Genomic DNA, 24,522 nt, shown 5'->3' on the forward strand with positions numbered 1-24,522 from the left:
GATATTTGACAACCAGTATGAACAGTTACGCATACAAAAAGCGCAAGAACTGAAAGAAGCAGGCATCAACCCTTATGGACACGGCTTTTGCAAAGAGATTTCCAATAATGAATTTTTAGAAAAATATGCGTATGTCAAAGATCTTGAAGAAAAGAAAGATGAAAAGGCGTGCGTAAAACTCAACGGCCGCATCAAATTTCTACGACATATGGGTAAGGCCGCTTTTGCAAAAATAGAAGATGAAAGCGGGATCGTACAGATCTACTTCAATCGCGACTCCCTTGGCGATGAGTGGTTTAAAAAAGTAAAAAAATTGATTGAAGTCGGCGATATCATCGAAGCAAAAGGGTATCCCTTTGTAACAAAAACTGGTGAACTCACCCTCCATGCAAATGAATTAAACCTAGTGACAAAGGCTATCGTTCCCCTTCCTGAGAAATTTCATGGGCTACAAGACAAAGAGCTTCGATATAGACAGCGCTATGTAGACCTTATCATGAATCCTGAGGTGAAGAAAGTTTTTATGCTTCGAAGCCGTATCGTTAGCCTCATTCGAGACTTCTTTGAAAGCCACGGCTTTTTGGAAGTGGAAACTCCTATGATGCATCCGATTCCGGGCGGTGCGAACGCGCGTCCTTTCATTACCCACCACAATGCGTTAGGCGTAGATAGATACCTTCGAATCGCACCTGAACTCTATCTCAAACGGCTTATTGTCGGGGGATTCGAAGCAGTCTTTGAAATCAACAGAAACTTTCGTAACGAAGGGATGGATGCTACCCACAACCCAGAATTCACGATGATCGAGTTTTACTGGGCATACCATACCTATGAAGATTTGATGAAACTCACTGAAGATCTTTTCGATTACCTTTTCGAAAAGCTCTCGTTGCCCAAAAAGCTTACCTATGGTGAACATACGATCGATTTTTCCACACCGTTTAGCAAAATAAAATATAAAGATGCCATCATCGAAATCGGTGAAGTACCTGAAGATATAGTGGAAGATAAAGAAAAGATTATCAGCTTTTTGAAAGATAAAGGCATTGAACCAGAATTTGCACACAAAATGAGTCTTGGTGCTCTCCAGGCCGAACTTTTTGACAATTTCGTAGAAGAAAAACTCATCAACCCAACATTTATCACCCACTTCCCGATAGATATCAGCCCGCTTGCTAGACGAAGTGATGAAAATCCTGAGATTGCCGAAAGATTTGAGCTTTTCATCGCCGGCAAAGAGATCGCGAACGGCTTCAATGAGCTCAATGATCCACTGGATCAGTATGAGCGTTTCAAAGCGCAAGTACAAGCTAAAGAGGTGGATGACGAAGCGATGCATATGGATGAGGATTTTGTCCGTGCCCTTGGATACGGTATGCCTCCAACTGCAGGGGAAGGCATCGGAATCGATAGACTCGTAATGTTATTAACGAACCAACATTCCATTAGAGATGTGATTTTATTTCCAGCTATGAAACCTATACAAAAAGAGGAAAAAGGAGAATAAAAAATGGATTTTTTGAAAAACCAAGACCCAGCCGTATATGAGATTTTCGAAAAAGAGTTGCAAAGACAGACAGATCATCTTGAAATGATCGCCAGTGAAAACTTTACTAGTCCAGCTGTCATGGAAGCCATGGGCAGTGTGTTTACCAACAAATATGCTGAAGGCTACCCTGGAAAAAGATATTATGGCGGATGCGAATATGCTGATGCCATTGAAGAGTTGGCAATTCAAAGAGCAAAAGAACTTTTTGGATGTGAGTTTGTTAACGTTCAACCCCACTCTGGCTCTCAAGCCAATCAAGGAGTCTATCTCGCGCTTTTAAAACCATACGACAAAATTTTGGGAATGGATTTAAGCCACGGAGGTCACCTGACTCATGGGGCAAAAGTCAATGCCAGCGGGAAAATCTATCAAAGTTTCTTTTACGGCGTCAATGACGAGGGATGGATCGATTATGATAGGGTTTTAGATATTGCAAAGATTGTCAAGCCAAAACTGATCGTCTGCGGTGCAAGCGCCTATCCAAGAGTAATCGATTTTAAAAAGTTTCGAGAGATTGCGGATGAAGTGGGTGCGCTTTTGATGGCGGATATCGCTCATATCGCCGGTCTTGTGGCTGCAGGTGAACATCCGAGTCCTTTCCCATACTGCGATGTAGTTACAACGACGACCCACAAAACTCTTCGAGGTCCAAGAGGCGGTATGATCATGACCAATGATGCCGATATCGCTAAAAAGATCAATAGCGCAATTTTCCCTGGAATCCAAGGTGGTCCGCTTGTTCACGTCATAGCGGCAAAAGCGGTCGGTTTTGGTGAAAATCTCAAACCGGAATGGAAAGAGTATGCAAAACAGATGCGCATCAACGCTTCTACTCTTGCAACCGTTTTGATGAACAGAGGATACAACGTTGTCAGTGGTGGAACGGACAACCATCTCGTACTCGTTAGTTTTCTTGACAAAGATTTTAGTGGGAAAGATGCGGATGAAGCTTTGGGACGCGCCGGAATTACGGTCAACAAAAACACCGTTCCCGGAGAGACAAGAAGTCCGTTTGTTACTAGTGGTATCCGGATAGGAAGTCCGGCTTTGACTGCAAGAGGTATGAAAGAGGCTGAATTTGAACTTATAGCCAACAAAATCGCAGATGTTCTTGATAATATTCACGATGTGAATCTGCATGAAAAGATAAAAGAGGAGATGGTGGCTCTAGCTCGTAAGTTTGTCATTTACGACAGACCGACCTATTAAGGTCTCTCCTCTTTCAAGCTCCCTTTTAGAAAAAAATCATTATAATATTTCCACCTCCAAACATCACTAAAGGATTCCCTATGAATCGAGAAGAGTTCCCGATAAATGAAGAAAAAGAGACAGATAACTTAGATAATATAATACTTCAACAAGATGAAAAACGAGAAAAGTTGAAAAAATATCTTTTACTTATCGGCTCTCTCCTTCTTGTTTTTATCATCATCTTAACAATTGTCAAGATGTTCAACAATGCAACACCGAACTATCAAGATGCCTTAACCGAAAACGAAAAATTTTTAGATGAAGAGCCTATAAACGACGAATTCCAAGAGGTCCCTATTCAAAAAAGCGAAGAGACTCAACCAAAATCGGTCCAGGAAGAAAAGCCGATCCAAAAAGTTCTCAAAGAGGTCAAAAAAACAGAAAAAGAGGAACAACCTGCTGCAAAACCACAGTCGAGACCGATAGTTCAAGAAACCAAAAAAAGTGCGCTCAAAAAGGAAACCGTACAACCAAAAGCAGTACAACAAAGCGTAAAAACCACTAAGCCTAAAACCACTACTACCAAAAGTCTCAAAGGAAACATCTATATCCAAGTAGGAGCATTTTTACGCTCTTCACCCGATCGAAGCCTTTTACGTAAAATCAAAGAGCTTGGCTTTCATTATATAATCAAGTCCTATACCATTAATGGGAAAAAAATCAAACGAGTATACGTTGGTCCTTTCGTTTCCAAATCGGATGCACGAGAAGCATTGGTGGAAGTTAGAAAATCGATCAATAAACAAGCTTTTATAACGAAGGTTCGCTGATGATCTATGCAAAACAGTTTATGCTTGATGAATTTACACCTATCGCTCTGTATGAAAAGATCAAAAACCATTTCGATAAAAAGACATTTCTTTTTGAAAGCGTCGTCAATACAAGTGATGGAAACTTTAGTTACATTGTTGCCGGAGAGAAAGAGGCCATCTGGTCACAAAATGGCAAAAGCTACTATAAAAATGATGGAGAAACGAAAGAGATCGATTCCAACCCTCTCCTCTTCATGAAAAGGTACTATCAAAATGTCGACTTTGCATATTATAAAAAGAGATCAAAAGAGCTCGGAGTGGGATTTATTGATGGTTTTATCGGCTACATCGGCTACGATATGGTCCAAGAGTTTGAACCTGTCCTCAAGCCATACATGAAAGACCTCAAAGATGAACTGCATACACCAGATTTTTACATGATTCGTCCAAAACTGATAGTAGCCTACTCTCATAAAAATTCGAAGCTGACACTTGTATGTAGTGACGAAGAGACAAAAAAGAGCTATTTTGAAATTTTGGAAAATGAGATAAAAGATAGCTACAGTTATACTCCCTTGAAAAAGGCTAAGATTTTAGGTGAAGCCACATTTGCTCACTCCAAGGAAGAGTTTTTCAAAATGGTAAAAAAATCGAAGGAGATGATACGAAGTGGTGACGTTTTTCAAATCGTCATCTCCAATCGCCTCAAACAAAAAGCAGAGGTGGATCGATTCAGTTTTTACAGGAAACTGCGAAGTCTAAATCCATCTCCCTATCTTTTTTTACTGGAATTTGAAGATTTTGCCATCGCCGGTAGCAGTCCTGAAGTGATGGTGCGATTGACGGATGGAGAAATTTTGCTTCGTCCAATAGCGGGAACAAGAAAAAGAGGGAATACACCCACAAGAGACAAAGAACTTGAGCTTGAGATGCTCAACGATCCAAAAGAGGTGGCTGAACATGTCATGCTCATCGATCTTGGCCGTAACGATGTGGGCCGCGTAGCAAAACCTGGAACGGTCAAAGTACCTGAGATCATGCGGGTAGAACGCTATAGCCATGTTATGCACATGGTCAGCGACGTTGTAGCTAAACTAGATGAAAAGTATGATATGTTTGATCTGTTCATGGCAACATTCACAGCCGGAACAATGACAGGAGCACCTAAAATACGGGCAATGGAGTTGATTGCCCAGTTCGAACAGCTCAAACGGGGGTTTTACAGCGGCAGTGTGGGATACTTTGGATTTACCGGAGATATGGATAGTGCCATTACGATACGTACAGCCCTGCTGAAAGAGGATGAGGTGATATTCCAAGCAGGTGCAGGTATTGTAGCAGATAGCAAACCGGAACTGGAATATCTTGAAGTCAATAACAAACTTGGTGCCTTAAAAAGAGCCTTAGAGGAGCTTGCCGAGTGAGACTATATGCAATTTTTGGAAATCCTGTCGAACACTCCATCTCGCCAATCCTACATAACTTCGTCTTCAAACATACCGGATTCAATGGATGTTATACCAAAGTGTTGGTCGAAAATGGGCAAGGGCTCAAAGATATTTTTCTTGGTTTGCAGATCAAAGGCGCCAATATCACGGTACCCCACAAAGAGTGGGCCTATAGATTAGCAGATGAAGTTTTGGGTATCGCCAAAGAGATAGGTGCCGTCAACACATGGTACAACGACAATGGAAAAATCATCGCATACAACACCGACGCTCCCGGATTTTATGAAAGTGTACGAAATTTTAATTTCAAACAGGTCTTGATACTTGGAGCCGGAGGAACGGCAAAAGCGATCGCTCTGTACTTCAGGCATAAAGGGTACGAACCAGTTATCCTCAATAGAAGTGCAAAAAGACTTAGCTACTTTTTGGAAAAAAATTTTCAAGCCTTTACATGGGACGAGTTTCGAAACGGCAGTTATGATCTTATCATCAATACTACTTCGGCAGGTTTATCTGACAACACTCTTCCTGCCCCCAAAGAGTTACTGGAAAAAATATTTTCTCAGGCACAAAATGCAGTAGATGTTATTTACAACAAAGAGACACCCTTTTTAAAGCTCGCGAACGATATGGGACTCATCACAAAAGATGGTACGGAAATGCTACTGTATCAAGGGATTTTGGCAAATGAGATATTTACCGATTTTTCAATAGATAAAAAGAGAATCGAGTCGTTAATGAGAAGAAGTCTCGAGTTAGTTGGCTAACTCGATTCTGTCTCGTCCAAGCTTTTTTGCTTTATAAAGGGCTTCATCCGCTTTTTTTATCAACTCTTTCGCATCTTTGATGTTTTCATCAATGGTTGCAATGCCTGCACTGAAGGTATATGTAATCTTGATATCACCAAACTGAAGTGTCCCCTTTTGATGTAAAAGGTTTCGTATTCGCTCCATCACATCACGCGCTTGATGCAAATCGGTAAAAGGCATTACGATCAGAAGCTCATCACCACCATACCGAAATACAACGTCGCTTTTTCGAACATTTTTCTTCAAAAATTCAGCAAAAGCTTTGAGCACCATATCCCCTACTTCATGTCCATAACTATCATTGATACGCTTGAAAAAATCGAGGTCGATCATGACCACACTAAGTGGGTAGTTATATCTTTTCGCTTTTTCAAATTCCGATTCGATAAATTTATCTAAATAGTATCGATTGTACAGCTTTGTCAATCCGTCCGTTATCGCCTTTTGAAAAAGATGAGCCTCTTCTTTTTTAATACGGTAAAATTCCCGCTCTTTTGTGAGCATTATCGAAAAGAGTTTCTGTAGGCTTTCCAAGATCTTGATATCTTCTGTTTCGAGCATCTCAGTAGGATCAAAAAGAATAAAGCATAGTCCTATAGTCTGCTCATTCTCATTTTTTGTCACAAAGCGGTATGCTTTATAGTGTTTACCCAATTGTATAGAATAGATTGAATCGAGCGAGAGCAGTTTTGATCCTTGAGAGGAGTAGTTTTCAAGATCATGCAAAAACTTTTTCAAGGATACTTTTGTGTCAATCGGAAAAGGGACTGCAGAATCGAAACAGATCACACCTTTTTCGTAATATGAAAAACATACAATACGCTCAATCGGTAGGATCTGTCTCAACATCTCCAAAATCATACCGATATTGTTGTAGTTGCTTTTAGTGGTAAAACTGACCATTTCAAAAAGTTTCGACAAGGTCTCATGTGCTTTTGCCAATTTTTGAATATGGCTTCCACCTGGATATTCCAAATAGATCCCCACATCCAAATTTTTGAATTTATTGATCAAATAGTGTATAAACTCTTTTTTGATAATAGAACCATGCTGTGGTGCAATTAGATTCATATCATATTGACTAATTTTATTCATGCCATACTCGACAACCTCTTTGCACGGCATATAATGCATGTGAAAAAGCTTCATCTTTTCAAAATAGTCTCTAGCATCATGTGCAAAAAGTTCAAACTCCTCACTCAATGCACCAAAAATATCACTGGAAAATAGAATCTTTTCTTTGGAATAATAGGTACATATATTGCCGGCAAAATGCATATAAGGAGTAAATATAAATTCTAGTTCTATATCTTTGATTTTCAATTTCCAATCATTTTGTCCACATCGTAAAACTCGATGCCCCAGTTATAATGCTGTAAAAGCATCTTCGTGTGCCAGTGGGTCACCACGAAACGGCCTTCAATGCCAATTTCATCCAGCAAATCCTCTACAGATGCGACAATATCTGGATCTTGATGATGAGCCACGATATATTTGATATTTTCAAGAGAGATGATGGACTCTATTTTCTTTCGGGTCACTTCCCATGTAATTTTGGAGCCTGGATCGATAAGGATCGACTCATCGCCGTTTTCTATCAAGTATACATGACACTGGAAAGGGTCATTTGGAATGACATAACCAACCCACCAGACTCTTGGAGCGATTTCAATGGGCCTGTCCATTTTTTTATAAGCATAGGAATTTTTATATCATTTTTGAAGCGGCAAAGAGCGCTTCTTCCAATCCAATATACCATATTTTAGATTATAGACACGTTTGGCGCCCCAGGATTCCAGCATTTTACTCGCTTCGACACTTCTGTTACCACTATGACAATAAACCAATATCCTTTTGTCCGCTATTCCTTTGCCACCAAGAAAAAGGTACCGAAACAGCTGAAGGGGGATGAGATTAGCACCAGGAATGTGACCTTCGAGATACTCTTGAGGGGTTCGAACATCAAGAAGTATCACATCCTTTTGTTGTGCAAGCTTATAAAAGCTTTTGGCATCCAGGTCGGTGTAGGCAAATAGTGTTACTGTCAAAAAAAGAAAAACAAAAAGGGTTCTCATTTTTGTAAATCTTTAAATGTCTCAGCAACCATAAATGCAAGCTCCAGTGCTTGATTTGCGTTCAATCTTGGATCACATTGGGTATGATATCTGCTTTGCAGACCCTCTTCTGTGATGGAAGCACTGATACTTCCCGTACACTCCGTTACATCACTGCCAGTCATCTCCAAATGCATCCCACCAGGTATTGTACCTTCACTTTGATGGATCTGGATAAACTGTTTGACTTCGCTTAAAATCTTTTCAAAATCTCTTGTTTTCAGGCCGGATTCTGTTTTATAGGTATTACCGTGCATCGGATCGATACTCCAAACAACCTCTTTACCCGCTTCTTTTACAGCTCTTAGCAGTGGAGGGAAAATATCGGCAATTTTTTCCGCACCCATACGAACGATCAAAGTCAATCTCCCCGGCTCATTTTCCGGATTGAGCTTATCTATCAGTGCAAGAAGCTCATCTTTTTGCATAGATGGACCAACTTTGACGCCTATTGGATTTTTTATCCCTCTAAAAAATTCCACATGGGCCCCATCCAATGCCCTTGTTCTATCACCTATCCACAAAAAGTGGGCACTGCAATCATACCATTCTCCCGTAAAGGAGTCTTTCCTCGTCAATGCCTCTTCATATCCCAAAAGAAGCGCTTCATGACTTGTATAGAGTGTCGTCTGCTTCAGTTGCGGCGTATTATCCGGATCAACCCCGCAAGCCTCCATAAAATGGAGTGCTTGAGTAATCTTGTCTGCAAGTTCTTTAAACTTGTTTTCCAGTTCATTCCCTTTTAAAAACTCCAGATTCCACTTGTGAATCGCCCGCAAATCGGCAAATCCACCTCGTGCATAGGCGCGAATGAGATTTAACGTTGCTGCAGACTTGTAATATGCTTCTAAAAGTTTCTGTGGCTTGGGTTCTCGCGCTTCAGGAGTAAACTCCACATCATTAACGATATCTCCTCGGTAACTTGGCAGCTTAATCCCGTTAATCTCTTCAAAATCGCTGCTTCTTGGTTTTGCATACTGGCCTGCTATTCGACCAATTTTGACAACAGGTTTTCCCGTGGCATACATCATCACCATATTCATCTGCAGCAGTACTTTAAAAAGTTCCCGGATATTGGCTGCATTGAAATTGGCAAAGCTCTCCGCGCAATCCCCGCCTTGAAGTAAAATCGCCTCCCCTTTGGCGACTTTGGCGAGCTTCGATTTTAGTTCTCTTGCCTCTCCAGCAAATATAAGAGGGGGGAATGTTTTGATCTCCTCTTCGATTTTTCGAAGTAGCTCTTTATCTTTATAATCTGGCTGCTGTTTTATAGGAAAGTTTCTCCAACTGCTTGGACTCCAACTCATGATAACCTCTTTTAAAAATTTGGCACATTATACCAAAAAAAGGGGTGAGTTATATCTTAACTCTTTCACTTATAGCTTTGGATAGAGAAAGCATGTCAACATTTTCAAGATGCACCCCAGTAGGTACTCCTTGGGCGATTTTCGTAAAATGGAGATGAAACTCTTGGAGCTGATCTTCGATGTAAAGCATAGTGGCATCACTTTGCATAGAGGGAGTAAATGCAAATATAATCTCTTGAACACCGTTGTTTTTGATCATCTCCTTGAGATTAGCAAGGATCCGCTCATTGAGAGATTCAAAAACAAAATAGAGTCCATGGTACTCTCCACTCTCTTCGATCACGTAGATATCTCGTGCACTCTCTACCAAACACAAAGATGAGCGGTCTCGTAACTCGTCACTACAGATATAGCATAGCTCATCTTCGCTGAGTCCTCCGCACTGAGTGCACCTGTGAATGGAACTGACCGCATCTTCGATTGCATGGGCAAGTTTCAATGCATCCATGGGACTGTGTAGGACCATATGGAAAGCCAAACGCCCGGCACTCTTTTTCCCGATGGATGGAAGCGTCTCTAAAGCCTCTACCAGATTGTAGAATTTTTTGAGTTTTCCCTTCAATACTCCCCCATTTTTTTGCAAAATTATATCAAAAATTCAACTTTCTATAACGATTCTTTTGATAAACTTAAAGCGACTTAAAAATTGCTTAAAAGGAAAGCAGATTGGTTGATATCGATTATTATGAACTCTTGGAAGTAGACAGAAACGCTAGTTTTGAAGAGATTAAAAAAGCGTATAGAAAACTCGCCCTTAAATACCATCCCGACAGAAACCCCGACAATCCAGAGGCAGAAGAGAAATTCAAACTCATCAATGAAGCCTACCAAGTGCTAAGCGATGAAGAGAAAAGGGCACTGTATGACCAGTATGGCAAAGCAGGCCTTGAAAATCAGGGTTTTAGCGGCTTCAACCAAAAAAGTTTCGATGATATCATGGACTTTTTTGAATCCGTTTTTGGAGAAACTTTCGGGGGAGGTTTTGGAAGCAGAAGACGAAGTGATGAAAAGTATCCTCTCGATCTTTCCATTGAAATGGAAATCAGTTTTCAAGAGGCTCTTTTTGGTACACAAAAAGAGGTTCATTACAGTTTCAAGGTCCCATGTAGTGCATGTAAGGGAACCGGAGCGAAAGATGGCAAATTGACTGCTTGTCCTGAGTGTCACGGTCGTGGTCAGATCTATTATAGACAAGGCTTCATGACCTTTTCCCAAACATGTCCAAGATGCCATGGCCAAGGCGAGGTTGCACAAGAGCATTGTGAAGAGTGCAGTGGCAAAGGGTATCGCATCGAAAAAGAGAAAATTACCATCGATATTCCTGAAGGGATCGATAGTGGTAACAGGATCCGCGCTCAGAGTCGAGGAAATGTCTCCGCTTCTGGAATGAGGGGGGATCTTTACATTACTGTTTTCGTACAAGAAGATGATCACTTTGTACGATACAACGACGATATCTATATGGAAGTTCCTATATTTTTCACACAAGCTGCTCTGGGAGAAACGATCACCATTCCAACGCCTAGAGGTGAGCGCGAGCTCCAACTCAATGTAGGTACAAAAGATAAAGAGCAGTTTGTCTTCAAAGGGGAAGGATTTAAAAATGTCCATACGGGTAAAAAAGGCAACTTGATCGCGCAAGTAAAAATCATCTATCCTACATCGCTCAATGATGAACAAAAAGAACTTTTACATAAACTGCAAGAGAGTTTTGGCGTAGAGAGCAAGCCACACGAAGAGAAATTCTCATCCATTTTTGAAAAGGTAAAAAACTGGTTTACAAAGTAAAGAGCTGAGGCTCTTTACTATATCCTCAGATCAATCGCATATTTTCTTTTCTTCCAATAAGCTAATGCAATAATGATAAATATCAAGCCTATCGCCCAATAGACCCACTCAGGAATAGGCACAGGATCGCCCGAAGCGTAAGAATGCATTCCACTCAGGTAAAAATTGACTCCGAAATAGGTCATTATGACGCTAGAGTACCCTAACAGTGAAAGAACGTTATATAAAAAGAGCCTGTTCATTTTTGGAATGAGTCTGATATGTTCGATACATGCATATACCAAAATCGTTACAGCAGCCCAAGTCTCTTTGGGATCCCATCCCCAGTATCTTCCCCAGCTCTCGTTTGCCCAAACACCACCCAAAAAGTTTCCAAGCGTTACCAGCACAAGACCGATAATAAGGCTCATTTCATTGATATAGGTAAGCTCTTTGAATGTAAGTGTCATCATCTGCTTATTTTTATCATTGATAAAGATAAAAAGAACCAAAACGATGAAAGCAAGAAGCGCACTCAATCCTAAAAATCCATAACTTGCAGTGATCACTGAGACGTGAATCATGAGCCAATAGCTCTTCAAAACCGGTACGAGATTTGTTATTTGCGGATCGAGCCAGTTCAGATGGGCTACAAAAAGGATAAGCCCCCCTAACAAGGCGGTGGCCGCAAATGCGATAGGACTCTTTTTCGCAAAGAAAAAGCCTGCAAAAATCGTCGCCCAGGCGATATAGATCATCGACTCGTATCCATCACTCCATGGTGCGTGACCAGCAACATACCATCGTAAAGCCATACCAAAGGTATGAGCCAAAAATCCAAGAGCAATAAGAGCTACGCCTATTTTGACAGCCGGGCCGATTTTTATTTTCGGATTGACAAGGTTCGCCAGTATCAATATCAAAAGAACGAAACCGATGAGCATATAGTATCCGACGAGACGGTTGAATATATCGAGTTTGTTATAAAGAAGTTCCGCTTCAATCTTCGTTTTCGGAGGAATCATCGAAGATCCGTAATAGTGCTGAAGCTCTTTGATCACCTCCAACGATTTGTCAGCCTTGCTCCAGTCGCCACTTTTCATCCCTTCATCCACATTTTGAAAATAGCTGGCGATGATGAGTCGTATGAGATTCGCTTCTTTCGGTGGAAAACTCTTGATCGCATCGACTGGAGAGAGCCATTTCCCATGTTTGTCATGGGGATTGGGAATGATCCGAAGCAGTGCTCCGGTATAGACCATATAGGCAACATTGACACGCTCATCTACTTTAAGGACATCCTTGTCAAACTGATTCCTTTGTGCGGGCTTCTTGGCAACAGCCTCTTGAACATAGGGAGCAAGTTTATAGGGATTGATTTTGTTATTTTGATCAAAAAAATCATCAAAAGAGGCATATTTCTGATTTGTAGGGATACCAATGATTTTTTTAAGCCTTGGATGATGCACATAGATCATATCTATTTTTTGGAAAATATCTGGTCGTACCGTCATCCCAAGAAAGTATTGGTTGGCATCAAGTCCATACAGTTCCTCTTTTCTTGCAAGTTTAGCCAAAACCTCCCTTGCTAATGTATCAGCCGGTTCTATACGTCCACCGTTATCTTGAACTAAAATGTTTGCTCCAAATCTATCGGCATGGGATTTACTCAGCTTTTTTGCCACGTCGATATAATTATCTGCAGCATGGAGGTGAAAAGCAAAAAACATCAGCAATATTGCCATATTTTGTAAAAGAAGATTTCTCTCTTCTTGTACCTTCTTTGTCAATCGGGCCAGTTTTTGAAAACGGCTCTGCAGCATAAAAAAGTGCAAGAGCATTCCTAGCCCCAATAGAAAATATCCAATATATGTAACTAAAGTGCCTGGGTCGTGGTTGACTGAAAGTATTGTTCCATGTTCGTCCATATCGTACGAACTTTGAAAAAAACGATATCCTCTATAGTCCAAAACATGGTTCATATAGATGCGATACGGGAAAACTCTCTTTTGCTCTTTATCGATCACGACTACCTCACTTGCATAGGAACTTGGACTCATGGATCCAGGATAACGCTCAAGTTGAAAATCTTTGAGTTTTATTGCAAATGGAAGCTTGATTCGCTTGGCTCCATAGGTTATCGTCACATCCAAATCTCCTACTCGAACATGAACAGGTTCTCCTTCCGTTCCGCTTTTACCAAATACCTGGACCTCTTTTTTACTCTTTTTGGTATCTATCTCAAATAGTAACAGATCCGGATGTTCACTCTTTTTAGCCAAAGGATTTTTGGAAACTATCTTTGTTTGGGCATGAGGTAAAAAGTTTTTCAAAACAATATTGAGTCCCGCTATTTCGTACAGATGCCCTTTTGAAAAAGGGACGAGTTCATTTGCCTTGTAACGTTTTTTAGACATATCGGCCATACGCAGAGTCTCTATCTCATAGGGAGCTTGAATATAGAGTTTTCCATTCTTTCGTACAACTTTGATAAGAGGCTTTTTGGAGTCGATAGTGGTATCAAAAGCGATAATGGCATCGCCGATGTCTAGGAATTCCCCATCCTTGATGCTCTTTTCGACTCTGCCACTTCCGGCAGCAGATAAAACTACCTGAATGTAAGCTGGTCCATTTTTGGATGGAACCAACTCGACGGACGCATTCGGAAGATATTTTTTCAACTTTATATCCACTCTCTCATCGCCAAAACGGATACTTCTTTCCCATCTGTTAGAGCCAAGCTTTGATAAATAGATCGGCTCTTCATACAGATAGTATTTTCCGTTCTTTTCCAGTTTGACTTGAAGGTAGTTTCGAGCACTGAGGATGGTATCGCTACTTGATCCCTCTCTGATATGCATCGTCCCTTCATACCCAAAATATCTCGTAACAGCGGCACCGATGATAATGATGAGAAATGCAAGATGAAAAAGTCCTGTAAAAAACTTCTCTTTTCGGAAAAGCCTGAATTTGAAAATGTTGTACAAAAGATTGAGAGAAAGCAGTACAAGGAGAATCTCAAACCACTTCGCCGTATAAACAAGAGCCCATGCGGTCTGCGAGCCGTAGTCGTTCTCTATAAAAGTAGCTACGCCGATACTCACAGCAAAAATGAACATCATGATAATCGCGGATTTTATGGAGAAAAAGCCTTTTTGTAGGACTTTGAACATCAATAGACCTTTTATGCAAAATTACTGTATTGTATAGAAATATTGAAAAATTTCATTCATTTTTTTTAATTACAATTTTTATTTAAACTACTTTAAATCTCCCCAGTTACGGGCTATCTGAACAGAACACTCTATTGGTACGTTCAAGGGATGGATGGTCTGCATAATCTGTTTAAATTCTTCGGCCAGCTCCTGAGCTTGATTCTCTTGTACTTCAAAGATGAGTTCGTCGTGTATCTGGAGCAAGATTTTCGCTTCCAATTGTTTTTCATCGATTACATTTTTTATCTTGTTCATAGCCATTTTGATCAAGTCCGCTGCACTGCCTTGGAAAACTGTATTTGTCGCCTCTCTCAAATATGCCGCCAATTGTGCGCCGCTTGCATGTGCAAAATCAAAATATCGCCTTCTTTTCAAAAGCGTTTCAACATATCCGTGTGTTTTTGCAAAATTTTCGACCGATTCAAGATAACTTTTCACCGTTGGAAAAGATGCAAAATAACTCTCAATTATGGCTTTTGCCTCTTTCGTAGATATACCAAGTGTCTCAGCAAGTTTTCTGCTGCCCATACCATAAATAAGCCCGAAATTGATACTTTTGGCAATATTTCGTTTCTCTTTCGCATGCTCTTTTCCAAAAAGTTTTATTGCAGTTTCCATATGGATATCTCGACCCTTTTGAAAAGCTTCGAGTAATGCCGGGTCTTTGGAAAAGTGCGCAAGGAGTCTCAGCTCTATTTGAGAATAGTCAATACCGATCAGAAGCCTGCCCTCCCCAGCAATAAAACCGTATCGGATTTTTCGTCCAAGCTCTGTTTTTATAGGAATGTTTTGCAAGTTTGGATTTTTGCTTGCCAATCTTCCTGTAGCAGTTCCCGTTTGAATAAAACTTGTATAGATTCTATGCTTCGGATCTCTTTTGGCATAGTTTATCAACGGATCGATATAGGTACTTTTGAGTTTGTACAGTTCACGATACTCTAGAAGCAAAGGAATGATCGGATGTTTATCTTTGAGTGCCTGTAATGTCGTTTCGTTCGTACTGTATCCCGATTTTGTCTTTTTGAGTGGCGGAAGTTTCAATTTTTCAAAAAGAATTGCCGCAAGCTGTTTTGTAGAGTTGATATTGAATTCGCCTCCTGCATACTCATAAATCTTTTGTGTTATTTCATCAATTCTTTTTTCAAGCGAGCTCTTCAGTTCTTCAAAAAATGGTATGTCGATTTTGATTCCGGCTTGCTCCATATGAATAAGGGTATTGACAAAGGGAAACTCCACCTTTTTGGCTTCATCGATCAAATGGGATGCTCCCTGTTTACGCAGAGCATCGAGGAGTTTGAAATAGACCATGTATGTGATGACAGCATCTTCGGATGCATACTTGCAAGCTGCATCGATAGAGACTTGTGAAAAGTCCTCCCCTTTTTTGACCGTCTCTTTGTAAGCGATCATATCGTGATCTAAAAACCGCTTTGCAACGCTCTCAAGTCCTACACTGCTTCCAGGATCTACAAGCCATGCCAGTATCATCGTATCGACTATATCTTTTTTCTCATCGATTCCATATCGGTAGAGCAGTGAGAGATCAAATTTGAGATTGTGGCCGATAATAGTGTGTTCAAAGATTTTTGAAATGGCTTCCAGTGCTTTATCCAGGCCAACTTGATCACCTACGCCAAGATAGTTGTGCCCTATGGGCACATAATAGGCTTTTTCCTCGCTGTATGCAAAACTAAAACCCACCAAATTCGCTTTTTTGGTGTCCAAATCATCTGTTTCGGTATCAAACGCAACCAGCGCACCCTCTGGGATTGATTGGATAGCTTTGATCAGTTTATCGTAGGTATCGAGACAGATGGCTTCAAACTGTACACTCTGTTTTTTTGATTGCTGCAGTGGTGCAGCCTTTATTTTTCGAAGTATTGCGGTAATATCATAATCAATCAGCTCGTCCGCTATTTTTATGATAGGATTGATGGATGGCAGATGAAACTGTTGCAAATTGCAATGATCGAATACATTCTCGTCAAGTTCCACCAACTTTTTACTCAAAAATGCCTTCTCTTTGCCCTCAATAAGGAGTTTTTTAATCCTCTCTGGCTTCACCTCATCCAAATGTTCATAAATCCCTTCCAAGGAACCAAACTGCTCTAAAAGTTTCACCGCCGTTTTGGGACCTATACCCTTGACACCCGGAATATTGTCGGCACTGTCTCCGACTAATGCCAGATAATCTTTGATGAGCTTTGGAGGAATACCAAACTTCTTTGTAGCCTTTTCTTCGTCAATCTCCTCTTTTTTTATCGGGTCATACAGAACCACTTTCCCATCATCAATGAGCTGATACAGATCTTTATCGTGGCTCACAATTTTTACTTTGATCCCCTGCTCTTTTGCGCATTTGACAAGAGAAGCGATAATATCATCGGCTTCAAACCCCTCTTTTGCCAACGTCTTAAATCCCATCTCTTGAATCCATTTGATGGCAACGGGAAGCTGCATTTTTAATTCTTCTGGAGGTTCCGGTCTTTGCGCTTTATACTCTGAATCGATTTTCGCTCGAAAACTAGGACCCTCACTATCTAAAGCAAATACGATGTAATCGCTTCTTTCTTCACTCACTAATGAGTTTATGAAATTGATAAAACCGGTTAAAAGACCTGTCGGAAAACCTTTTTTACTTTTGAGTGGTGGTAAAGCGTAGTAACTTCGAAAGAAAAAGCCAAATGTATCAATGATGGTCAGTGTCTGCATGTTAGCCCTTGTAAGAATCTTGTGTATAATTTTACAAAAAAAGGATAGTGATGCGTATGCTCTTGCTTGCAGCTCTTTGTTTTACAACTCTTTTTGCAGACTCTTTTCGTCAACAGGAGATAAAGAAAGTCGACTCGGTCATATCGATTTTACAGCAAAGAATCATTTGCATGCAAAAATCAAGCGGAAAAGAGTGTTTGAAAAAATATCCACTTGATCCAAAAAGCGATACGAGTGATAAAGTCTTTCTAATGAGTTTTCCACAAAGCTTCTACGAAGCAAAACTACACCGATCTATTAATCAACTTCAAAAACAGAAAATCTGTATAGGAAAATCATTAACAAAAAAAGAGCTCAAGAAGTGCTTTACGCAATGATGGACCGTAACTCTTCCACAGCTTTTGCCAAAATCCCAACGCTCAAGCCATTCTTTTGTGCAATATTTTTCGCTATCGTTACACTTGTATCATCCAAAGGCTTATTGATGGGAATTGCTCTTTTGACAATATGCAAAGCCAATGACTCTTCAAAATAGGTATCAGCCTTTTCATATTTATCTGCATACTCTATTGACAAAACAAGCTCTTTTTCAAAACCCAATAATCAAACATGGCTCCTGTTACTTCAGATGCGCTGGCACCCACGAAACTCTTTTCCACATAGGCTACATCATTAGTCATTTCGATCTCGGACCGAAAAGGATAGACCATATCCTCTTGAATGATAATGTCAGCAATAACGATTTTTCCAAGCTCTTGCAAAAAGGCGGCCAGTTTTAAAAAACGCGCCTTTGCAGGATTGTGCTTTTTATACCACAGCTCCATCAGTTTCGACTGCATATGTGAAATGTGGGCAAATCGCTCCGCAGTAATGCCATAAGGTTCCATGTCTATGTTGAAAAGCTTTTTGATCGAGTTTTGCATAACGATTGATCGTACTTCCTGTATTCCCAGATAGGAGACCGCTCTACCTAAATCCTCGATTTTTTCTCTCAAACCATAAAAAGAGGAGTTGACATATTTCAAAATATCGGCAACGAGCATCGGATCTCTTTGCAATATTTCGACAACTTCCTCCAGATCCACATCCTCTTTACCAACCGCTTTTTCAAACTCATCGATCGTTTTTGGTAGTGGAGGTAATGATCTGATCCTCTTTATCAAGTCATCTTTCACGCTTCAACTCTTTCGCTAAAAATTCTCCCGTAAAACTGCCTGTCTCTTTATGTTGTGCAGCAACCTCTTCCGGAGTCCCCGTTGCAATAACTTTACCCCCGCGAATACCGCCTTCAGGACCCATATCGATGATATAATCCGCATTTTTTATCACGTCAAGATTGTGCTCAATCACAATGACGCTGTTCCCCAATTCTACCAAATGATGCAAAACTTTGATGAGTCTATCCACATCGGCAAAATGAAGCCCGGTGGTCGGCTCATCCAAAATGTAGAGTGTATTGCCCGTATCTTTCCGGCTGAGCTCCTTGGCAAGTTTTATTCTCTGTGCTTCCCCTCCGCTCAAAGTCACGGCGTTTTGTCCAAGAGTAATATATCCAAGACCGACATCTTGCAAGGTTTTGAGTTTTTGATAGATTTTTGGAATGTTTTTGAAAAACTCCAGCGCTTCATCTACGCTCATGGCAAGAACATCGGCGATATTTTTCCCTTTATAGTGCACTTCTAGCGTCTGTTCATTGTATCGTTTCCCCTTACATGCGTCGCACTTGATCATGATATCGGGCAAAAAGTGCATTTCGATTTTCAGTTCCCCCTCACCCCGACACTTCTCACATCGACCACCTTTGACGTTGAAACTAAATCTTCCCGGCCCATATCCTCTGATCTGTGCCTCTTTCGTTTTGGCAAAAAGGGCTCGAATTTCATCCATAACCCCTGTATATGTCGCAGGGTTGCTTCTTGGCGTTCGTCCTATGGGGGATTGATCCAGATAGATCACTTTATCGAGATGCTCCAGCCCCTCTATCGTTACACCACTTACTTTTCGAACCTTCTTCGCATGATTCAAAGCCTCTTTCGCTACAGGCAGAAGGGTTTGCAGAACTAGCGAGCTTTTCCCGCTGCCACTCACTCCAGTAACTGCTACGAGATTTCTTAAAGGAAAGGAAACACTCAAATCTTTGATGTTATTGATAGTCACGTATTTTACATGAAGCCATTCACTTTGCGGACGTCTATGAAAATACTCTATTTTCTTGGCACCGCTGAGATACCGGGCAGTGAGAGTAGAACTCTTTTTCAGCTCATCCACACTTCCTGCAAATACAACTTCACCTCCATATTTTCCGGCACCCGGCCCGATATCCACGATGAAATCGGCTGACTCTATCGTCTCCTTGTCATGTTCCACGACAATGACAGTGTTGCCCTTTTTTTGAAGATTTTTCAGTGTTCGAATAAGTTTGAGCGTATCTCTTTCATGCAAACCGATACTTGGTTCATCCAAAACATACATCACACCGGTTAGTCCGCTTCCAATCTGGCTCGCAATCCGGATCCGTTGCGCCTCTCCCCCACTGATGGTTCGGGCATCCCTTCCCAAAGAGAGATATCCAAGTCCAACATCCACCAAGAAAAAGAGCCGCTCTCGAATCTCTTTTAAAATGGGAGCAGCGATTGCCGCCTTCTGTTCAGAGAGATAGGAGAAGTTGCTCTCATTAGCAAAAAAATCATACGCCTCTTCTATCGGCATATCCAGGATATCGGCTATCCCCTTTCCGGCAACTCTAACAGCTAAACTCTCCTGCTTGAGTCTGTGACCGCCACACTTGTCACACACCTTTTCACTCATATATTCGCCAAGCTCTTTTTCATCCCGGAACATATCATAGGCAATTTTTACAACGCCTGGCCACTCCCGAACAAGGTTATGGCTTTTCCATCTAAATGAGACCTTTTGTCCCATTCCGTACAAAATCGCTTTTTTTTGATGTTCAGGCAACTCTTCATAGGCAACAGTTGTATCGATGCCCTCCTGCTCACAAAAAGCCATCAAGAACTTATAGTAGTAGCTTTTGTTATACCCATACAAAAACTTGATAGCACCTTTTTCGATCGATTTGTGCTGATCGATGATCTTTTGAAGATCCAGCGTATAGCGAATACCAAGCCCATCACACTCCTCACAGGCTCCTTTTGGAGAATTAAACGAAAAGCTCAAAGGCTCCAATGGTTCAAAACTCACTTTACAATCAAAACATGCAAGATGTTCGCTATAGTGAAAATGCGACTTTATTCCAAGCTCATCCCCATTGAGGATATCGATCTCCACCTCCCCGTAGCTTGTTTGCAAAGCCTTTTCGATATCTTGGGCAATCCTGCTTCGATTCTCCTCTTTCATCACCACTCTATCCACAACCGCTTTAATGGTGTGCTTTTTTGTTTTACTCAGCTCTATCTCCTCATCCAATCGCACCATCACACCATCGATCATGGCCCGTACATACCCTTTTTGGCGAAGTCCCTCCAAAAGATCGGTAAAGCTTCCCTTCTTCTCTTTAATTAAAGGTGCGGTGATGACCATTTTGGCACCTTCTGGCAGTTTAAGGACTTCATCTATGATATCTTGTGGATTCATTTGCGAAATAGGTTTGCCACAAAGGTGGCAATGCTGTTGACCGATTCTTGCATAAAGGAGTCTGAGATAGTCGTAAATCTCGGTGATCGTTCCAACAGTCGAGCGAGGATTTTTACTGGTGGTTTTTTGTTCAATCGCAATTGCAGGCGTCAGCCCCTCTATTTTATCCACATCAGGTTTATCGAGTCTATCGAGAAACTGTCTTGCATAACTGGAAAGTGATTCTATATATCGCCTCTGGCCTTCAGCGTAGAGTGTGTCAAAAGCGAGTGTGGACTTTCCGCTTCCTGAAAGTCCTGTAAAGACAACGAGTGCATTTTTTGGAATTTTTAGATCAATATTTTTGAGATTGTGCTGCTTGGCTCCAAAAATTTCTATATGATTTTTCATTGAACTCCTCTAAAAAAATATCTTTTTCACAACCAATAACAAAATAATGGAATAGATAACGATCAAAGCTTTTTTAAATTTCGCATGGTGTGTCATATGGGCTAGCTTTATACCAAAATAGACCCCAAAAAGGGAAGATACCCCCACAAGCAAACCATCTTTGTAATCAATATGTCCAAAGAGACTCAAACTCAAAAATCCACTGATGGATGAGAAAATGACAAAAAAGAGTCCCATGGATGCCGCTTTCTTCACATCCATATGAAAAAAGCCGACAAGGATTGGTGTAATGAGAATCGACCCGCCAACTCCTATACTGATTGCCAACAATCCAACTACCACTCCCACTCCAAGTATTACCAGAGGAGGAATCTCCTTTGCTCCTCCTTCAATAGCGGGGGCTTTGAAAAAGCGATACATCGCAAAAAGAACAAATCCCAAAAACATCCACTCAAGCACACGGCTTGAAACGATACTTAAAAAGTATCCACTGCCTAGAGCGCCTATAAATCCGCCAATGCCAAGAGCCAACCCCTCATGAATCTTGAAAATATTTTTTTTGAAATTGAGATAGGACCCAAAAAGCGAACTAAATACCATTTGCGTAACTGATATCCCTACAGCCTCTTTAATATCAAATCCAAGATATAAAAGGATAGGCACCAAAATCGTTCCGCCGCCAATTCCGAAAAAACCTGAAAGAAAACCCACAAGAATACCAACGAGAATCAGTTCCATGCGCACACTTTTTTTTCTCGGATTATATCGAAACTTAGAGAAATTTTATGCAGGATTTATCAAAATCAAACTATAATTGGTAAAACCTCTCAGGAGTGAGCATTGAAAAAAATTATACTTTTCCTATTTCTTACGCTCCAACTTTTTGCAACGATGATCCTTAACCTCAATGTAAAAGAGACGAAAAGAGGAATCGATCTTTTGCTCAATTTTGATATTCCTTTTGATGGCAAGATCATCGAAAGACACGAAAAGGACAAGACTATACTTTATCTTGAGGACGTTAAAATCCTAACCCCATGGCAAAAAAAACTGCACAATCCAAATGTGTATCAAATCGATGTTTTACCGGCCAAAAACGGATCCAACGTAATCATCTACTCCACAAAAAAGATCAAACTGCGTGCAGCGAAATCCAAAGATGGATTCAGCCTTAAAATTGAAATTTATGCACCAACCCAAACGCTTGCAAAAACAGTCCACAAAAGTACAGATACCGGTATATGGATATTGATTTCTATCGGCGGTTTCGTTGTACTGATCATGTTGGCCGTTGCGATAAAACTCTCTTCGGCAAACAAAGTAGCAAAGAAAAAGGTGATCGTTCCAAAACAGGAAGAGGAGTTTACGATCAAATTTGAAAAGCCTTTGGATGAACACAATAAAATCGCCCTCATCTCCTTTAAAGGAATCGATTATCTTGTTTTGATAGGAAGCACCAACGTTCTTCTTGGAAAATACAAAGAGGGGGAAATCGAATCGATGGAGGCCTTTGAGAGTGCCATTGAAAACCACAATATCGAACCAACCAAACAAATACAAGAAAAAGAGGAGATCTTCACGACGATAGAAGAGTATAAAAGAAAAGCGAGTGGAAAGTTTTAGAAAAAATCTTTTATCATCTGCTCCATCTCTTCAGGATTTTCCACTTCGTTGATTTTCGTTCGAAACTGGGTAGCACCGGGATATCCTTTGGAATAGGTATGCAGATGTTTTCGAAAAAGTACCGCACCATACGTTCCATAAAAACGGATCATTTGGTGGAAATGCTCTAATATGATCTCTTTTTTCAAGGATGCATCCACATCCTCTTTGCCATGTTTTAACTGGTAAAATATCCACGGTTTTCCTATAGCACCGCGTCCTATCATGACACCATCTGCCTTTGTGATGAAGAGAACCTCTTGCGTCTTTTGAAAATTTGTAATGTCGCCATTGGCGATAACCGGAATGGATACGCTCTCTTTAGCTCGTGCGATCGCCTCGTAATCTACAGGAGCTTTGAATCCACCACTTCTCGTTCTACCATGAATCGTGATAAAATCGGCTCCCGCTTCCTCCAGAACCTTTACGATTTCGACTACTCTGTTTTCGGTAAATCCCAAGCGAATTTTGACACTGGTATAGTTTTTTTCGGAGGTCTCCTTGATAGTCTGGACAATTTTACCGAGTCTATCGAGATCGTCAAGAAGTGCACTTCCGGCTCCCTGTTTTACCACTTTTGGGACGGGACATCCACAATTGAGATCGATCCCATCAATCCCTTCTATTTCGTTGAGTCTTTCCACAGCCTCTTTGACAATCAACGGATCACCTCCAGCGATCTGTACAAAGTAGGGATTTTCCTCGGGTGATTTTTCAAGCATTTTATAGGTTTTTTTACTATCGTAGACAAGGGCATTGGAGCTGATCATCTCACTGATGGTCAGATCGGCCCCGAACTTTTTTACCACACTTCGAAAAGGCAGATCTGTATACCCTGCCAGTGGCGCTAAAACATACAAAGGCTTCGAAAAATCCAGTTTCATCTATACGAACAGCTCCAACGGATAGTTTTTACCACACTCTTTGAGTTCCAGATAGGCTTTGAACTCTTGTAACTCCTCTTCGTTGGTCGTTTCAAGAAACTCTCTTGCTTTTTCGATCATTTCAAGATCGAGCAGTGTATACAGATAGGCTGCTTCACTCTTTTCATCCTCTTCTTTAAGCAGTTCAAACAGTTTCAATCGCTCATCAGGTGCCAAAATATCCTTTATTTCTTTTGCTATGGCGATATAATCTTTGGCATTCAACTGCATACGCGCTTGCTGAATGATATATAGGATATCTTGATATTCCAAGGATCTATTCTCTTTTTTCGCATATGCTATAAGGTGCAGTAACGATTCGATATCAAAAAGTGATGCATACTCTTTTATTTTCGCGATATCACTAAATTCCATAAAGATCAAAAGGGCCTTTTTACAAAGCTCTTTTGGATACTCTTTGCAGTTTTTCAAAACAACACCGCTGTATGTGGGCTCCTCTTTCATCCTGTTCTCTATATTTTGCAAAAGGATCGGATTTTTTGATGAGAGTTTTACGCCATCAATCTCTACATACATGCCGTTGTGTATATCTTTGAGGGTATCGATCACTTTTCGTAATCGCTCATCTTTTGTATCGATTTTGAAGTGCTGCGGAATCATGTGGGATGCATCGCAGACAGCCCCCAGATTTTTCGCCTCTTTGGATTTGTACTGAAGTGGTCTTGGTTCCCGATACAAAGCGTTCACAAATGAAGCTATAAGGGTATCGTAATCTTTTTTGTAGCGTTTGAGTCGCATGAAATTGATAAAGGAGTAGTATGCCATATGGAAAAAAGAGGCTAAAAACATCAAAAACATCGGGAGCACAACCCAAACGGCTATTGGCAACGTCACAGGAATACCAAGCACTTCCAACGTATAGGTCTGTTCTGTCTGAGTATAGATCAGGCCTCCCACCAAGCCCATCAAGATGAGGCTAAACAGAATATATTTCTTTAAACGCATAAT

The 24,522-nt window shown here is 40.8% G+C and carries 21 protein-coding genes; 8 read left to right on the forward strand and 13 right to left on the reverse strand.

The window, feature by feature from the left end; genetic code table 11:
* Position 1 precedes the first annotated feature (1 nt).
* The 5 genes from lysS to NIS_RS06325 all read left to right on the forward strand — a co-directional run bounded on the left by lysS (position 2) and on the right by NIS_RS06325 (position 5,767).
* On the forward strand, positions 2 to 1,507 hold the full coding sequence (gene lysS, locus NIS_RS06305; protein ID WP_041354270.1) for a lysine--tRNA ligase: 1,506 nt from the start codon (positions 2 to 4) through the stop codon (positions 1,505 to 1,507).
* Between the two features lie 3 nt (positions 1,508 to 1,510).
* On the forward strand, positions 1,511 to 2,758 hold the full coding sequence (locus NIS_RS06310; RefSeq protein ID WP_012082550.1) for a serine hydroxymethyltransferase: 1,248 nt from the start codon (positions 1,511 to 1,513) through the stop codon (positions 2,756 to 2,758).
* 80 nt (positions 2,759 to 2,838) lie between these two features.
* Positions 2,839 to 3,570, forward strand: a complete 732-nt coding sequence (locus NIS_RS06315) for an SPOR domain-containing protein (protein WP_012082551.1) — start codon at positions 2,839 to 2,841, stop codon at positions 3,568 to 3,570.
* Positions 3,570 to 4,976 (forward strand): anthranilate synthase component I family protein, encoded by a 1,407-nt coding sequence (locus NIS_RS06320; RefSeq protein WP_012082552.1) that lies wholly within the window; start codon positions 3,570 to 3,572, stop codon positions 4,974 to 4,976. The genes NIS_RS06315 and NIS_RS06320 overlap by 1 nt, the downstream gene beginning before the upstream one ends.
* The gene (locus NIS_RS06325; protein ID WP_012082553.1) at positions 4,973 to 5,767 is read left to right on the forward strand and encodes a shikimate dehydrogenase; all 795 of its coding nucleotides are present in this window, start codon (positions 4,973 to 4,975) and stop codon (positions 5,765 to 5,767) included. Before NIS_RS06320 ends, NIS_RS06325 begins: the two co-directional genes overlap by 4 nt.
* On the opposite strand, the gene NIS_RS10045 is transcribed toward NIS_RS06325, so the two are convergent.
* Genes NIS_RS10045 through recR form a run of 5 tightly spaced genes read right to left on the reverse strand, consistent with a single transcriptional unit; the run spans position 5,756 to position 9,852 of the window.
* Complete coding sequence (locus tag NIS_RS10045) at positions 5,756 to 7,132, reverse strand: diguanylate cyclase (protein WP_012082554.1); 1,377 nt, start codon at positions 7,130 to 7,132, stop codon at positions 5,756 to 5,758. The genes NIS_RS06325 and NIS_RS10045 overlap by 12 nt on opposite strands.
* The gene (locus NIS_RS06335; protein WP_041354041.1) at positions 7,129 to 7,494 is read right to left on the reverse strand and encodes an MBL fold metallo-hydrolase; all 366 of its coding nucleotides are present in this window, start codon (positions 7,492 to 7,494) and stop codon (positions 7,129 to 7,131) included. Before NIS_RS06335 ends, NIS_RS10045 begins: the two co-directional genes overlap by 4 nt.
* Positions 7,495 to 7,521: 27 nt before the next feature.
* Positions 7,522 to 7,884: a rhodanese-like domain-containing protein gene (locus tag NIS_RS06340; RefSeq protein ID WP_012082555.1), complete on the reverse strand. Its 363-nt coding sequence runs from the start codon at positions 7,882 to 7,884 to the stop codon at positions 7,522 to 7,524.
* Positions 7,881 to 9,230, reverse strand: a complete 1,350-nt coding sequence (locus NIS_RS06345; protein WP_012082556.1) for a class II 3-deoxy-7-phosphoheptulonate synthase — start codon at positions 9,228 to 9,230, stop codon at positions 7,881 to 7,883. Before NIS_RS06345 ends, NIS_RS06340 begins: the two co-directional genes overlap by 4 nt.
* 49 nt (positions 9,231 to 9,279) lie before the next feature.
* Positions 9,280 to 9,852: a recombination mediator RecR gene (recR, locus tag NIS_RS06350; protein ID WP_012082557.1), complete on the reverse strand. Its 573-nt coding sequence runs from the start codon at positions 9,850 to 9,852 to the stop codon at positions 9,280 to 9,282.
* Positions 9,853 to 9,956: 104 nt separating this feature from the next.
* Here recR and dnaJ point away from each other — a divergent pair, with 104 nt between their 5' ends.
* Complete coding sequence (gene dnaJ / locus NIS_RS06355; RefSeq protein ID WP_012082558.1) at positions 9,957 to 11,078, forward strand: molecular chaperone DnaJ; 1,122 nt, start codon at positions 9,957 to 9,959, stop codon at positions 11,076 to 11,078.
* Positions 11,079 to 11,095: 17 nt separating this feature from the next.
* Here dnaJ and ccsA read toward each other — a convergent pair whose 3' ends face one another.
* The gene (gene ccsA, locus NIS_RS06360; protein ID WP_012082559.1) at positions 11,096 to 14,230 is read right to left on the reverse strand and encodes a cytochrome c biogenesis protein CcsA; all 3,135 of its coding nucleotides are present in this window, start codon (positions 14,228 to 14,230) and stop codon (positions 11,096 to 11,098) included.
* Between the two features lie 87 nt (positions 14,231 to 14,317).
* Positions 14,318 to 16,984 carry a DNA polymerase I gene (gene polA, locus NIS_RS06365; protein WP_012082560.1) on the reverse strand — a complete coding sequence of 889 codons (2,667 nt, stop codon included), beginning with the start codon at positions 16,982 to 16,984 and terminating at the stop codon, positions 14,318 to 14,320.
* 50 nt (positions 16,985 to 17,034) lie between these two features.
* Here polA and NIS_RS06370 point away from each other — a divergent pair, with 50 nt between their 5' ends.
* On the forward strand, positions 17,035 to 17,361 hold the full coding sequence (locus tag NIS_RS06370; RefSeq protein ID WP_012082561.1) for a hypothetical protein: 327 nt from the start codon (positions 17,035 to 17,037) through the stop codon (positions 17,359 to 17,361).
* Here the strand turns inward: NIS_RS06370 and NIS_RS10200 are convergent.
* The 4 genes from NIS_RS10200 to NIS_RS06385 are packed head-to-tail and all read right to left on the reverse strand — an operon-like array spanning position 17,351 to position 21,706.
* Positions 17,351 to 17,560, reverse strand: coding sequence for a hypothetical protein (locus tag NIS_RS10200; RefSeq protein ID WP_050724139.1), 210 nt, complete (start codon positions 17,558 to 17,560; stop codon positions 17,351 to 17,353). The genes NIS_RS06370 and NIS_RS10200 overlap by 11 nt on opposite strands.
* Positions 17,551 to 18,159 (reverse strand): HDOD domain-containing protein, encoded by a 609-nt coding sequence (locus NIS_RS06375; RefSeq protein ID WP_012082562.1) that lies wholly within the window; start codon positions 18,157 to 18,159, stop codon positions 17,551 to 17,553. The genes NIS_RS10200 and NIS_RS06375 overlap by 10 nt, the downstream gene beginning before the upstream one ends.
* On the reverse strand, positions 18,149 to 20,968 hold the full coding sequence (gene uvrA / locus NIS_RS06380) for an excinuclease ABC subunit UvrA (protein ID WP_012082563.1): 2,820 nt from the start codon (positions 20,966 to 20,968) through the stop codon (positions 18,149 to 18,151). Before uvrA ends, NIS_RS06375 begins: the two co-directional genes overlap by 11 nt.
* 9 nt (positions 20,969 to 20,977) lie before the next feature.
* Positions 20,978 to 21,706, reverse strand: coding sequence for a sulfite exporter TauE/SafE family protein (locus NIS_RS06385; RefSeq protein ID WP_012082564.1), 729 nt, complete (start codon positions 21,704 to 21,706; stop codon positions 20,978 to 20,980).
* 102 nt (positions 21,707 to 21,808) lie between these two features.
* Here NIS_RS06385 and NIS_RS06390 point away from each other — a divergent pair, with 102 nt between their 5' ends.
* Entirely contained in the window at positions 21,809 to 22,591 is a 783-nt protein-coding gene (locus tag NIS_RS06390) for a hypothetical protein (RefSeq protein WP_012082565.1), read from the forward strand.
* Here NIS_RS06390 and dusB read toward each other — a convergent pair.
* Positions 22,588 to 23,514 (reverse strand): tRNA dihydrouridine synthase DusB, encoded by a 927-nt coding sequence (gene dusB / locus NIS_RS06395; RefSeq protein ID WP_012082566.1) that lies wholly within the window; start codon positions 23,512 to 23,514, stop codon positions 22,588 to 22,590. The two genes, NIS_RS06390 and dusB, sit on opposite strands and share 4 nt — an antisense overlap.
* Positions 23,515 to 24,519 (reverse strand): hypothetical protein, encoded by a 1,005-nt coding sequence (locus NIS_RS06400; RefSeq protein ID WP_012082567.1) that lies wholly within the window; start codon positions 24,517 to 24,519, stop codon positions 23,515 to 23,517. It lies immediately after the preceding gene.
* Between the last annotated feature and the right edge of the window lie 3 nt (positions 24,520 to 24,522).

It is taken from the genome of Nitratiruptor sp. SB155-2, assembly GCF_000010325.1.
Taxonomy (GTDB): domain Bacteria; phylum Campylobacterota; class Campylobacteria; order Campylobacterales; family Nitratiruptoraceae; genus Nitratiruptor.